The following is a 14,343-nucleotide window of genomic DNA, read 5'->3' as shown; positions in this document are numbered from 1 at the left end:
TCTGGTAGTAATAGCGGAGAGGTCACACCTGTTCCCATCCCGAACACAGAAGTTAAGCTCTTCAGCGCCGATGGTAGTTGGGACTTTGTCCCTGCAAGAGTAGGACGCCGCCAGGCAAAGGTAAAACAGCTAAGTCATGTCTCATGTCTTAGCTGTTTTTGTATTTATTAAAGCTTTTATAATCTGTTTTATGATAAATACCTTCCTTTCTATGCCTCTTTCGAATACTTCATCTAGTCAGACATAAAAACCTTACTGTACAAATAAGTTGAAAAGAGCAGCAGTATATTAATTTAGAAAATTGCAAACATAAATGCTAGGTGTTTTCATAATTTTAATGTAAAATAAATAGATATGACTAATTTTAATGGGGTGCGGAAAGTGAGTGCGTTTTTTGATCAAGTAGTTGGGGAAGATTTCCTTTTAATAATGGTTCGTGTATTAGTCGCTTTAGTTTTATCAGGATTGATTGGTTTTGAACGTGAATTAAAAAATCATTCAGCAGGTTTCCGCACTCACATACTAGTCGGTGTTGGAGCCTGTTTAATGATGCTATTATCTTTATTCGGGTTTGAAGAATTTATTGAAAGGTACGGGAATGTTCGATTTGATCCAGCAAGAATTCCATCTTATGTTATTAGTGGTATTGGTTTTCTTGGTGCAGGAACAATCATTGTTTACGGAGGGACAATCCGTGGACTGACTACAGCTGCTTCCATCTGGACAGTGGCAGGAATAGGTTTAGTTGTAGGCGCGGGAATGTATGGGGCGGCTGTTTTTACAACGTTGGTTATCTTATTAAGTTTAATTTTCCTGAATAACTTTGAAAAGCTGTTTACAAGAGGCAAAGGTAAAACAACAAACAACTTAATTGAAATTGTAGCGTTACCGGAGCTTAAAATTAATAACGTTGTTGCGATCTTTGAGGAGTATGAAGTAACTATTAAAAATGTGGAAATTGTAAAAGTGGAAAATAATGTGCGGAATATATTTATAAAAATAGAAAGAAAGCCAGAATTAGACCGAGTGTCATTATTTTCGGAGATTTCTAAAATAGATCATGTTAAAAATATCTCTGAATTACAGTAATAAAACCAAAAGTATCCCTGTACTAAGTGGAAAAATAGTTTTCATCGTTTTGAATTACATTTTTTTGTCTAAAATGTATATAGATCAATGTATTTGCATCTTAGATAATTTGGCGTATAATAAAATCATAGTCAAAGATAGTCAAAGTCAAAGGTCAATATGGAGAGAGGGGGAGGGCTCATGAGTAACATATCAGATGTGATAGAAAGTTATTTGAAAAAAATACTGCAAGCCAAAGACCAAAAAGTGATCGAGATAAAGCGAAGTGAAATTGCTGAACAGTTTCAATGTGTCCCCTCACAAATTAATTATGTGATTAAGACGAGATTTACTGTGGAAAAAGGGTATATAGTAGAAAGTAAACGTGGTGGCGGTGGATACATTCGGATAATACGCGTTATACATCAAGAGAAATCAGAAATGATTGATGAAATTATAAAGATGATCAACCCAACTTTAACACAGCAAGCTTCTCTCGATGTGTTAGAAAGACTGCTGGAAGAAAAGTTGATCACAGAACGAGAGGCAAAAATTATGCTGAGCGCCATTGATAGAAACACGCTGGCTTTTCAGTTGCCGTTACGTGATGAAGTCCGTGCTCGTGTGTTAACTGCAATGCTAACAACCTTAAAATATTTGAATAATTAAGGTGAATTTATAAGTCGTAAAGGGGGAAATAGAGATGGAATGCCAAGAATGTCAGCAGCGACCAGCCACACTTCATTTTACGCAAGTTATCAACGGCAATAAAAAAGAAGTCCATGTCTGTGAAGTGTGTGCAAAGGAAAAGGGCTATATGACTTATCCGGAAGATGGGTATTCGCTTCAAAATTTACTATCAGGTCTATTTAACTTTGATTCTGCAAAAATAGAAAGTCAACACGGTAAATCCTTTAATCAAGTTAAGGAATTACAGTGTCCTAAATGTGAAATGACATTTTCGGACTTTAAAAGTACTGGGAAATTTGGATGTGCAGCATGTTATGATACGTTTTCTAAACGACTTGAGTCTATATTCCGCCGTGTGCATTCCGGAAATACAAAGCATTATGGGAAAATTCCAAAGCGTAAAGGTGGCGACTTGCACACAAAGAAGCAACTGGAAGGGTATAAGGCTGAATTGCAGAGTCTGATTGATAATGAAGCGTTTGAAGAGGCAGCAAAGGTAAGAGATAAAATTAAAGAATTGGAAAATACGAAGAAAAATGAGGGAGCAGGTGATGATTCATGACCTTACAGCACTTCATGAATGATGCAATTAGTCCTTGGATGCGTGAAGAGGGCCCGGATAGTGATATCGTTTTAAGCAGTCGAATTCGGCTGGCGAGGAATTTTGCAGATGTTTCGTATCCAATTCTTGCAGAAGTTGAAAAATTGGAAGATATCCGTGGTTTTTTTGAAAAAGAGTATGAGAATAAGTCCTTTCATGAATATAAGGATTTTGCTTTTTTAAAAGTTAAAAATTTAACAGCTGTAGAAAAACGCGTTCTGGTAGAAAAGCATCTTATCAGCCCTCATCTGGCAAAGCATGCTCAAACCGCAGCAGCACTAATATCTAGTAACGAACAAGTTTCTGTTATGATTAATGAAGAAGATCACATTCGGATTCAGCTTTATTTTCCAGGGTTCCAATTAAACAAGGCTTTAGAAGAGGCATTTAAAGTAGATGATTGGCTGGAAGAGGAGATCAACTATGCCTTTGATGAAACAAGAGGATATTTGACGAGTTGCCCTACAAATGTTGGCACAGGTTTGCGTGCCTCTGTTATGATGCACCTTCCAGCTTTAGCTATGACGAAACAAATTAATCGTATGATTCCTTCGATAAATCAATTGGGGCTTGTTGTTCGAGGTATCTATGGAGAAGGAAGCGAAGCTGTAGGTAATATATTTCAAATATCAAACCAGATTACACTGGGTAAATCAGAGGAAGATATTGTTGAAGATCTGCAAAGTGTCGTAAAACAACTAATTGATCATGAACGAAGAGCTAGAAGCAGAATTATGGAACAATCCGGTACAACAGTGGAAGATCGTATTTACAGAGCATATGGTGTTTTGGAATATAGCAGAATTATTGAATCAAAAGAAGCTGCAAGATGTTTATCCAATGTTCGATTAGGGATAGACTTAGGAATCATAAAGAATGTTTCCAGAAATATACTGAATGAACTTATGATTTTAACACAACCTGGTTTTCTGCAACAATATGCGAAGAGGACTTTGACGGCAAATGAACGTGATGTTCTGCGTGCGTCACTTATCCGTGAACGATTACAATTAGAGAAATAGACAGGAGGAAATACTATATGATGTTTGGACGTTTTACTGAAAGGGCACAAAAGGTATTAGCACTTTCCCAAGAGGAGGCCGTACGCCTTGGACATAATAATATAGGTACAGAACATATTCTATTAGGTCTAGTACGCGAAGGTGAAGGAATTGCGGCAAAAGCATTGCAATCACTTGGCTTGGAAGTTCCAAAGATTCAAGAAGAGGTTGAAAAGTTAATCGGAGTAGGTAAACAACCGATGCAATCGATTCACTATACTCCACGAGCTAAGAAGGTAGTTGAGCTCTCGCAGGATGAAGCAAGAAAGCTAGGACACTCTTATGTAGGTACAGAACATATTCTCTTGGGGCTTATCCGTGAAGGAGAAGGGGTAGCTGCTCGCGTATTAAATAATTTGGGAGTCAGCTTAAATAAAGCCAGACAGCAAGTGTTACAGTTGTTGGGCAGTAATGATTCTCAGGCAGGAAGACAGGGGCGTGGGCAACAATCAAGCGCCACTACCCCGACACTTGATTCATTGGCAAGAGATTTAACTGTTAGTGCAAAAGAAGGAAACATAGATCCAGTTATTGGGAGAGGCAAAGAAATTGAACGTGTTATTCAAGTGTTAAGCCGTCGTACAAAAAACAATCCGGTTTTAATTGGGGAACCTGGTGTTGGTAAAACAGCTGTGGCAGAAGGGTTAGCGCAGCAGATTATTGATAATGAGGTACCAGAAACATTACGGGATAAACGGGTTATGACTCTTGATATGGGAACCGTTGTAGCTGGGACGAAGTATCGTGGTGAGTTTGAAGATCGTTTGAAAAAAGTGATGGAGGAAATCCGCCAGGCAGGCAACATCATTCTATTCATTGATGAGCTGCATACATTGATCGGGGCAGGAGGAGCTGAAGGAGCTATTGATGCTTCAAATATTTTAAAGCCATCTCTTGCCCGTGGAGAACTACAATGTATAGGTGCTACGACACTGGATGAGTACCGTAAGTATATTGAGAAAGACGCCGCCCTGGAGCGCAGGTTCCAGCCTATCCAGGTTGACGAACCAACATTGGATGAAACGATACAGATATTAAGAGGATTACGTGATCGATATGAAGCACATCATAGGGTCACCATTACGGATGAAGCTGTTGAAGCAGCAGTGAATTTCTCTAACAGGTACATTACTGACCGCTTTTTACCAGATAAAGCAATTGATCTTATTGATGAAGCTGGTTCAAAGGTACGACTTCGCTCCTACACTGTTCCGCCTAATTTAAAGGAATTGGAACAGAAGTTAGAAGAAGTGCGGAAAGAAAAAGATGCTGCAGTACAAAGTCAGGAATTTGAAAAGGCAGCATCATTACGAGATTCTGAGCAACGTCTTCGAGAAGAGCTGGAAGAGACGAAAAATAAATGGAAAGAAAAGCAAGGGCAAACAGATTCAGAGGTAACTGTGGAGGATATTGCCAGTGTTGTTTCCATCTGGACTGGGGTACCTGTCTCCAAGCTTACAAAGGATGAAACAGAGCGTCTATTGAATATGGAGGAAACACTTCATAACCGTGTTATTGGTCAGAAAGAGGCAGTAAATGCGGTATCGAAAGCTATCCGCAGAGCACGGGCTGGACTAAAAGATCCGAAGCGTCCAATTGGCTCCTTTATTTTCCTAGGTCCAACAGGTGTAGGGAAAACAGAGCTGGCACGTGCATTAGCTGAGACGATGTTTGCTGATGAGGATGCAATGATTCGTATAGATATGTCGGAATACATGGAGAAACACTCCACATCACGTCTGGTTGGATCACCACCTGGATATGTCGGGTATGAAGAAGGTGGGCAACTTACAGAAAAGGTCCGCAGAAAACCCTATTCGGTCGTTTTACTTGATGAAGTAGAAAAGGCACATCCTGAAGTGTTTAATATTTTGCTGCAGGTTTTAGAGGATGGACGGCTAACCGACTCCAAAGGACGCCTGATTGATTTTCGTAATACTGTTCTCATTATGACATCCAATGTGGGAGCCAGTGAACTGAAGCGGAATAAATTTGTTGGCTTCAATCTTGGAGAAGAAGGACAGGAATATGATGATATGAAAGCGAAAGTAACGGATGAGATGAAAAAAGCATTTCGACCAGAGTTTTTAAATCGTATTGATGAAATGATTGTCTTCCACTCACTAGAAAGAAAACATATGAAGGACATTGTTACACTAATGGTTAACCAATTACAAAAGCGTTTGAAGAACCAGGATATTGACCTGACATTAACAGATAAAGCAATCGAAAAAATTGCAACAGATGGATTTGATCCTGAATACGGTGCACGGCCGTTACGCAGAGCTATTCAGAAAAATATTGAAGATTTATTATCTGAAGAGCTGCTAAAAGAAACAATTGCCATAGGTGAAAAAGTTAAAGTAGGTCTGAATAATAAAGGTGAATTTATTATTCTTCCATAGACGTACACGTAACTAAACGAAAACCGTCAGAAAAAGCTAGAAGATAGTACTCTTCTAGCTTTTTCCTAATTAACGAATCAAATTACTCAGGCTGAAACTGGTAATTGTGGCATTAATAAGGAAATGTTTTTATAAATTGATAGAAATCTGTAACTTTCTGGTTATGCAAATCGTATACAATAGATAAATGAAGGGATAGAGAAACTTGGCCAAACGAAAAACGAAATATGTATGTCAGGATTGTGGTTACGAGGTTGCAAAATGGATGGGAAAATGTCCAGGTTGTGATGAATGGAACACCTTGGTTGAAGAAATGGAGTCATCTGACAAACGTAATAAGCATACATTTAATGTGGGCTCAAAATATTCGAGTAAGCCCGAAAGTATCACAGCCATTGAATCAGAAAAGGAACCGCGGATAAAAACAAAAATGGAGGAATTTAACCGCGTTCTTGGCGGAGGCATTGTTCCTGGTTCACTCGTATTAATTGGTGGTGACCCTGGTATTGGAAAGTCAACATTACTTCTGCAGATATCCTCTCAACTAGCAGAAAAAGAATTACCAGTCCTTTACATTTCAGGGGAAGAATCAACGCGCCAGACAAAGCTCAGGGCCGATCGGCTGAACGTAAAAGCAGAGTTATTATATGTTTTAGCTGAAACAAACTTATTTGATATCGCAAAACAAATTGAGGAAATAAAGCCATCTTTTGTAGTTATCGATTCCATCCAGACTATCTTCAAAGAAGAGATTTCGAGTGCACCTGGGAGCGTCTCACAAGTCCGTGAATCGACGAGTGAATTAATGAAAATAGCAAAATCCAATGGAATACCTATATTCATCGTTGGTCATGTAACAAAAGAAGGTTCTATTGCGGGACCTAGAATACTGGAACATATGGTGGATGCGGTTCTTTATTTCGAAGGCGAAAGACACCACACGTACCGTATTTTGCGTGGGGTGAAGAATCGTTTTGGAAGTACAAACGAAATGGGCATTTTTGAGATGAAGGAAGAAGGATTAAGGGAAGTCATGAATCCTTCAGAAATTTTCCTGGAGGAGCGTTCACAGGGCGCCGCGGGTTCTACTGTTGTAGCCTCCATGGAGGGGACAAGACCTGTACTGGTGGAAATCCAGGCATTAATTTCTCCGTCAAGCTTCGGAAATCCAAGGAGGATGGCTACAGGTATTGATGCGAATCGTGTTCCTTTGTTAATGGCCGTCTTGGAAAAAAGGGTAGGTTTAATGCTTCAGAATCAAGATGCATATATAAAGGTAGCTGGTGGAGTTAAGCTGGATGAACCAGCTATTGATTTAGCGATTGTTGTAAGTATTGCTTCTAGTTTCCGCGATCAGCCAACCCAGCCAGAGGATATTTTTGTAGGTGAAGTAGGGTTAACGGGGGAGATAAGGCGTGTATCACGTATTGAACAACGTGTTCAGGAAGCGGCCAAACTTGGTTTTAAACGTGTTATCTGCCCACAAAGAAACATGGATGGCTGGACTGTTCCAAAAGGCATTCAAGTAATTGGTGTAAATACGGTTCAAGAAGCATTGGATATAGGAGTTGCTAGATAGAGGGTAAATTATTGAAATAAACGATTGTTTATGTTAAAATTTTATGTTTTCATTATTGAATGTTGGTCATTCGTGTGCTACGATTTATTTGTTATTATAGCTTTTTCTTATTTAGTAGGATTATTTTTATTCTAAAAAGGTAATAATACAGGTTAGGAGGTGACAGTGGTGCTAAAAAAGATCGTTCATCTATTCTTTCTGATTATAGGTGGTACCATTGGGTATTTATATATACCAGAAATTATTAATTTATTAGATTTTACAGAGGCGCGTTGGGTAGCATCGCCATATCTAGGAAGTATAGTAGGTGCAATTATATTATTTCTATTTTCCTACTGGCTTGTAGATTATATTGTAGGATTTTTAAAATGGATTGAGGAAGCACTTATTAAATTACCGGTTGGAGATTTATTTTTTGGTAGTCTTGGATTAATGGTTGGTCTCATCATTGCTTTTTTAATTAACATACCATTAAAAGACATTCAAATAGAGCTAGTTTCCCAGATGATACCGCTCTTTATTACAATTTTATTAGGGTATTTTGGTTTTCAGGTTGGCTTTAGACGCAGAGATGAGTTTGTTAATTTACTAAATATCAGTAAAAAGGAAAGAGACAAACGAAGGGTTGATGAGGAAACAGAACCAATGCAACCAAAACCAAAGATTTTGGATACCAGTGTTATAATCGATGGTCGTGTTGCTGATATATGCCAAACCAGCTTTCTCGAAGGCACGATTATAATACCGCAATTTGTGTTAGGAGAATTACAGCATATTGCTGATTCCTCAGATGTATTAAAACGTAACCGTGGACGCCGTGGGTTGGATGTACTGAATCGGATTCAAAAAGAATTGCCGGTCAAGGTAGAAATCTATGAAGGTGACTTTGAAGAAATACAGGAAGTTGATAGTAAACTGATTAAGTTAGCGAAGGTTATTAACGGTGTTGTGGTTACGAATGACTTTAATTTAAACAAAGTTTGTGATCTGCAAAGCGTTGCTGTGTTGAACATTAATGATCTGGCAAATGCAGTTAAACCAGTTGTACTACCTGGCGAAGAACTGATGGTGCAAGTCATTAAAGATGGAAAAGAACATAATCAGGGGATCGCTTATTTAGATGATGGTACCATGATTGTTGTAGAAGAAGGCCGGGATTATATTGGTAAGACCATAGAAGTATTAATTACAAGTGTGCTTCAGACCTCAGCTGGCCGTATGATCTTTGCAAAACCAAAGTTACTTGAAAAAGCCTTGTAAAAAAGGTATAACTTATAGTGACTATAAAAAAGTGATAACAGTAATTGTTATCACTTTTTGTTATACTTAGGTAAAGAGGAATTGTAACGATAGATTTAGCTTTGAAAATCGAAAGGGGTAACCTCATGACAAAGGAAGTTCGTGTACGTTATGCACCAAGTCCAACAGGAGATTTACACATTGGAAATGCACGTACAGCATTGTTTAATTATCTATACGCCAAACACTATAATGGAAAGTTTATTATTCGAATTGAAGATACGGATGACAAAAGAAACGTAGCTGGTGGAGAAGAAAGTCAGCTGATGTTCCTGAAATGGCTTGGTATTGAGTGGGATGAAGGGGCCGATGTTGGTGGTAATTATGGTCCATACCGTCAATTGGAGCGATTGGATTTATATAATAAGTATGTTGATGAGTTATTAGAAAAAAACTTAGCTTACAAATGTTATATGACAGAGGAAGAGCTTGATGAAGAGCGAGAAGCACAGCGAGCACGTGGACAAGTTCCTAAATATTCTGGAGCACACTGTGATTTAACTGCAGAGCAAATTGCCCAATTTGAAGAAGAAGGCCGTCAGCCAAGTATTCGCATGCGTGTACCAGCAAATCATACGTTCACATTTAATGATCTTGTTCGTGGCAAAATTACATTTGAATCAGCTGATTTTGGTGATTGGGTTATCGTAAAGAAAAATGGTATTCCAACGTATAACTTCGCGGTTGCTGTTGATGATCATTTAATGGAAATTACGCATGTACTTCGTGGCGAAGAGCATATATCTAACACACCGAAACAAATGATGGTGTATGATGCATTTGGATGGGAAGCACCAACGTTTGGTCATATGACATTAATTTTAAATGAAGAACGTAAAAAATTAAGCAAACGCGATCAGCATATCTTACAGTTCATCGAACAGTACCGTAACTTAGGTTACTTGCCTGAAGCGCTGTTTAACTTTATTACATTGTTGGGCTGGTCACCAGTCGGTGAGGAAGAGATCTTTACCAAAGAAACGTTAATTGATATATTCGATCCGGAACGATTATCTACATCAGCAGCAATCTTTGACAGACATAAGTTAAAGTGGATGAACAACGAATATATTAAAGCTGCTGAACTTGATAAAGTGATTGAGCTTGCAATGCCACATTTGGTAGAGGCCGGTAAGGTCCCTGAGAATATGGATGCGAAACAGAAAGAGTGGACAGAAAGAGTGATCGCTCTTTACCGCGAACAATTAAGGTATGGAGCAGAAATTGTAGAGCTGACCGAGTTATTCTTTAACGAAGAAATCTCCTATGATGAGGGCGCGATGGATGTACTGCAGGAGGAGCAGGTACCTGAAGTACTTCAGGTGTTTGCTGATAAACTCATTCATTTAGATGACTTTACAAAAGATGATATTAAAGCACAATTCAAAGCTACGCAAAAAGAAACTGGGCATAGAGGCAAAAAGCTATTTATGCCGATCCGGGTGGCTACGACGGGGCAAACCCATGGACCGGAACTCCCGCTGGCGATTGAACTGCTAGGAAAAGAAGTTATATTAGCTCGTCTGGATAAAATTTTGAAGCAATTGGGAGCTTAAATGATTCACAATCAAACGGAAATGTAATATAGTAATAATACAAATTAGAACGTTGATGAGGGAAAGTAGAAGATATATACCTTATTCAGAGAGGATCACCTAGGCTGTGAGTGATTCTAAGGATTATTTTTGAAGTGCCCCTCGGAGTCTGTTATGGAATTACAGTACATAACAGCGGAACTCTTCCGTTACCGAGAGCACAAGTTGGGAGGAGGAATCCTCCAAACAGAGTGGAACCGCGCCAAAAGCGTCTCTGTGTATTTTTTACACAGAGACGCTTTTTTAATTTCTGCCAGTAAAGGAGGTTTTACAAATGGGCTTTTTTAAAAGGATAAAGGAAGATATGGATGTTGTATTTGAACAGGACCCAGCAGCAAGAACCTATTTCGAAGTGTTTCTAACTTATTCGGGATTACATGCAGTTTGGTTTCATCGGATTGCTCACGCTTTTTATAAAAAGAAACTTTTTTTCCTTGCACGTGGCATTTCCCAAGTAAGTCGCTTTTTTACAGGAATTGAAATACATCCAGGTGCAATAATAGGCAAGCGTCTGTTTATTGACCATGGAATGGGTGTTGTAATTGGAGAAACATGTGAAATCGGAGAGAACGTCACCATTTTTCAGGGAGTGACTCTGGGTGGGACAGGAAAAGAAAAAGGAAAGCGCCATCCAACCGTTAAAGACAATGCCCTCATTTCAACAGGAGCTAAAGTGCTTGGATCCATAACAATCGGTGAAAATTCAAAAGTTGGTGGCGGGTCTGTCGTACTGAGGGATGTGCCAGATAACTCTACTGTTGTTGGGATACCGGGCAGGATAGTTATTCAAAATGGTGAAAAGGTACGGAGAGATTTGGATCATCATAAAATGCCGGATCCAGTTGAAGAACAATGTGCCAATCTGCAAAAAGAAATTGACCGATTAAAAATAGAAATAGCTAAATTAAAGGAAGTGACTCACTATGACAATAAACATATTTAACACACTCACCCGTCAGAAGGAAGAATTTAAACCACTACAAGAAGGAAAAGTCAGTATGTACGTTTGTGGCCCTACTGTCTATAATTATATTCATATTGGAAACGCACGTCCCGCCATTGTCTTCGATTCTGTACGCAGGTACTTTGAATACAAGGGCTATGATGTGGATTATGTGCTAAATTTTACAGATGTTGATGATAAAATTATTAAAACTGCAAAGGAGTTAGGGGAAGAGGTCCCGGCTATCGCGGACCGGTTTATTAATGCTTATCTGGAAGATGTAAGTGCATTGGGAGTTAAGGAAGCAACACATAACCCACGTGTTATGGACACGATGAATGATATAATCAGCTTTATAAAAACGCTTGTTGCCAAGGAATTTGCTTATGAAGCGGATGGGGATGTCTATTTTAAGCCTCGCTCATTTGAAGGATATGGAAAGCTATCTCACCAGTCGGTTGATGAACTACGCTCAGGTGCGAGAATTCAAGTAGGAGAGAAAAAAGAGGACCCACTGGATTTTGCTTTATGGAAGAGTGCAAAAGATGGGGAAATTGCATGGGATTCGCCTTGGGGTAAAGGACGCCCGGGATGGCACATCGAATGCTCTGCCATGGTAAAGAAATACCTTGGAGACACGATTGATATTCACGCTGGAGGTCAGGACTTAACCTTTCCGCATCACGAAAATGAAATTGCCCAATCAGAAGCGATGACAGGTAAATCCTTCGCGAAATATTGGATGCATAATGGGTATATTAATATTGATAACGAAAAAATGTCAAAGTCATTAGGTAACTTTGTCCTAACCAGGGATTTAATTGAGAAGCACGATCCCCAGGTTTTGCGATTCTTTATGTTAAGTGTTCATTATCGTAATCCAATTAATTTTACGGAGGAGTTATTGGAGGGTGCAAAAAATGGTTTAGATCGTATTAAAACAGCATATATTAACCTGGAGCACCGTAAAAAATCTAGTATGAATTTAGCAAACGACACCGAGCAGTGGTTGAAAAAAACAGCTGCATTCAAGCAGCAATTTGAAGTAGAAATGGATGATGATTTTAACACGGCGAATGCAATTTCAGTTTTATTCGATATAACAAAGGAAGCTAATGTTTATTTGCAATCCAAGCAGACTTCAACAGCTATTATTGATGCTTTTCAAGACTTGATTCTATCATTGGCTCATGTTCTAGGTATTAACATAGCGGAAGAGAGAGAGTTGCTGGATGGAGAAGTTGACAGCCTGATCGATGAGAGAAATGAAGCCAGAAAAAATCGGGATTTTGTTCGTGCTGATGAAATAAGAGATTTACTGAAAGAAAGAGGTATTATTTTAGAAGATACGCAACAAGGGATTCGCTGGAGAAGAGGCTGATCATGGACTTAAATGTAAAACAAATGAAAAGCTTAGCTCTTGCTTATATGGGGGACGCGGTTTATGAGTTACATGTTAGGGAGTACCTCGTACAAGCAGGTCAGGTCAAGCCAAATGATCTTCATAAAAAAGCGATTCAATTTGTATCAGGGAAAGCTCAAGCTGAGGTTATATTGTACTGGCTTAAGGAAAAAGTGCTTACAGAAGAAGAAGAACGTGTAGTTGCAAGGGGGAGGAACGCCAAATCAGGTTCCATCCCTAAAAATACAGATGTTATAACATATCGATACAGTACTGCATTTGAGGCGCTTATTGGCTATCATTATTTGATGAAAGATAAGGAACGGCTAATGGAATTAGTACAAAGGGCAGTTCAGTATACAGAAGGGAGGAACGTATAAAATGGATCAGGAAATGATTATCGGAAAAAATCCGGTTATTGAAGCATTAAAGTCAGGACGCTCTGTAAACAAAATACTTATTTCAGAACAGCTTAACTCTAACACGCAAGGAAAGTTTCATCAGTTAGGGAAAGAAGCGGGGACAATTGTTCAAAAGGTACCAAAAGTAAAGCTCGAACAGCTTACAGGCGGAGATGGAAATCATCAAGGTGTTATTGCCTATGTGGCTTCTTATCAATATGCATCGCTGGACGACTTATTCCAAAAGGCAGAATCAAGAAACGAGGATCCTTTTTTTGTTATTTTAGATGAATTGGAAGACCCGCATAATTTAGGCTCAATTTTACGTACAGCAGATGCTACAGGAGCGCATGGTGTAATTATTCCCAAGCGACGCTCAGTTGGATTAACTGCTACAGTGGCGAAAACAGCTGCAGGTGCTATAGAGCATATTCCTGTTACACGAGTTACCAATATAGCAAATACGATAGAAGAATTGAAGGAACGAAATGTATGGGTAGTGGGCACAGAAGCTGATGCCACAGAAGATTACCGGAAGCTGGAAGGTACACTTCCTATTGCTCTCGTGATCGGAAACGAAGGAAAGGGAATGAGCCGATTAGTGCGCAAGAAATGCGATTGGACGGTAAGTCTACCCATGAGAGGTCAAGTATCATCATTAAACGCCTCTGTCGCATGCAGCCTATTATTATTTGAGGTATACCGCAAAAGGTTTCCGGTTGGTGATTAATGATGATTGTTCTACTGGTGGACGGCTATAATATCATTGGCGCTTGGGATGAACTTCAGAAGTTAAAGAAAACAGACATTGGACAAGCTCGTGACAGGCTTATCGAAATGATGGCAGAGTACCAAGCATATTCCGGACATCGTGTTATTGTTGTATTTGATGCGTATTACGTTCGGGGGATTGCGAGTAAATTAGAATCCTATAAAGTAGAGATTATTTTTACCAAAGAAAAAGAAACGGCTGATGAGTGTATTGAGAAGCTCGTTAAGAAGATAAAAAATATTAAAACACAGGTCTATGTGGCTACATCAGATTATGCGGAACAGCGTACTATATTTGGGCAAGGGGCGTTAAGGAAGTCAGCACGAGAACTGTTTATTGAATTAACAAATATAGAAAAAGAAATTAAAAAAAGTATAGATCATCATACAAAAGTTCAAGCACAATCAAAAATTATACTCAATCAGGAAGTTCTGGATAAATTTGAGAAATGGCGGCGAGGAGATATGTAAGTTGGTACCCACCCGCCCAATTGACTCGCTATGCCTGATAAACGGCCATTTTAGCTT

The 14,343-nt window shown here is 39.0% G+C and carries 13 protein-coding genes, 1 rRNA gene and 1 other annotated feature; all 14 genes read left to right on the top strand.

Features of this window, described 5'->3' with window-relative positions; all coding sequences use genetic code 11:
- A 5S ribosomal RNA gene (rrf, locus tag QGM71_RS19025) occupies positions 1-116 on the top strand.
- Between the two features lie 265 nt (positions 117-381).
- The gene (locus QGM71_RS19020) at positions 382-1,089 is read left to right on the top strand and encodes an MgtC/SapB family protein (protein WP_327609151.1); all 708 of its coding nucleotides are present in this window, start codon (positions 382-384) and stop codon (positions 1,087-1,089) included.
- A gap of 180 nt (positions 1,090-1,269) precedes the next feature.
- On the top strand, positions 1,270-1,737 hold the full coding sequence (locus QGM71_RS19015) for a CtsR family transcriptional regulator (protein WP_327609150.1): 468 nt from the start codon (positions 1,270-1,272) through the stop codon (positions 1,735-1,737).
- 34 nt (positions 1,738-1,771) lie between these two features.
- Positions 1,772-2,320, top strand: coding sequence for a UvrB/UvrC motif-containing protein (locus QGM71_RS19010; RefSeq protein WP_327609149.1), 549 nt, complete (start codon positions 1,772-1,774; stop codon positions 2,318-2,320).
- Complete coding sequence (locus QGM71_RS19005) at positions 2,317-3,381, top strand: protein arginine kinase (protein WP_327609148.1); 1,065 nt, start codon at positions 2,317-2,319, stop codon at positions 3,379-3,381. The genes QGM71_RS19010 and QGM71_RS19005 overlap by 4 nt, the downstream gene beginning before the upstream one ends.
- Positions 3,382-3,398: 17 nt before the next feature.
- Entirely contained in the window at positions 3,399-5,825 is a 2,427-nt protein-coding gene (gene clpC, locus QGM71_RS19000; RefSeq protein ID WP_327609147.1) for an ATP-dependent protease ATP-binding subunit ClpC, read from the top strand.
- Between the two features lie 205 nt (positions 5,826-6,030).
- Entirely contained in the window at positions 6,031-7,404 is a 1,374-nt protein-coding gene (gene radA / locus QGM71_RS18995) for a DNA repair protein RadA (protein WP_327609146.1), read from the top strand.
- A gap of 168 nt (positions 7,405-7,572) precedes the next feature.
- Positions 7,573-8,664 carry a PIN/TRAM domain-containing protein gene (locus QGM71_RS18990; RefSeq protein ID WP_327609145.1) on the top strand — a complete coding sequence of 364 codons (1,092 nt, stop codon included), beginning with the start codon at positions 7,573-7,575 and terminating at the stop codon, positions 8,662-8,664.
- Positions 8,665-8,789: 125 nt separating this feature from the next.
- Positions 8,790-10,259 carry a glutamate--tRNA ligase gene (gene gltX, locus QGM71_RS18985; RefSeq protein WP_327609144.1) on the top strand — a complete coding sequence of 490 codons (1,470 nt, stop codon included), beginning with the start codon at positions 8,790-8,792 and terminating at the stop codon, positions 10,257-10,259.
- Between the two features lie 43 nt (positions 10,260-10,302).
- Positions 10,303-10,517: a binding site (T-box leader), on the top strand.
- 55 nt (positions 10,518-10,572) lie between these two features.
- Positions 10,573-11,241 (top strand): serine O-acetyltransferase, encoded by a 669-nt coding sequence (cysE, locus tag QGM71_RS18980; RefSeq protein ID WP_327609143.1) that lies wholly within the window; start codon positions 10,573-10,575, stop codon positions 11,239-11,241.
- A complete protein-coding gene (cysS, locus tag QGM71_RS18975) occupies positions 11,222-12,622 on the top strand; it encodes a cysteine--tRNA ligase (RefSeq protein ID WP_327609142.1) in 1,401 nt (466 codons plus the stop codon). Before cysE ends, cysS begins: the two co-directional genes overlap by 20 nt.
- A gap of 2 nt (positions 12,623-12,624) precedes the next feature.
- Positions 12,625-13,023: a Mini-ribonuclease 3 gene (locus tag QGM71_RS18970; RefSeq protein ID WP_327609141.1), complete on the top strand. Its 399-nt coding sequence runs from the start codon at positions 12,625-12,627 to the stop codon at positions 13,021-13,023.
- Position 13,024: 1 nt separating this feature from the next.
- Complete coding sequence (gene rlmB / locus QGM71_RS18965) at positions 13,025-13,774, top strand: 23S rRNA (guanosine(2251)-2'-O)-methyltransferase RlmB (RefSeq protein WP_327609140.1); 750 nt, start codon at positions 13,025-13,027, stop codon at positions 13,772-13,774.
- Positions 13,775-13,776: 2 nt separating this feature from the next.
- On the top strand, positions 13,777-14,286 hold the full coding sequence (locus QGM71_RS18960; protein WP_327609139.1) for an NYN domain-containing protein: 510 nt from the start codon (positions 13,777-13,779) through the stop codon (positions 14,284-14,286).
- Positions 14,287-14,343 lie beyond the last annotated feature (57 nt).

The sequence above is a fragment of the Virgibacillus tibetensis genome (genome assembly GCF_036026595.1).
Classification (GTDB): Bacteria; Bacillota; Bacilli; order Bacillales; family Amphibacillaceae; genus Virgibacillus_P; species Virgibacillus_P tibetensis.
This window is presented reverse-complemented; position numbering and strand designations above follow the sequence as displayed.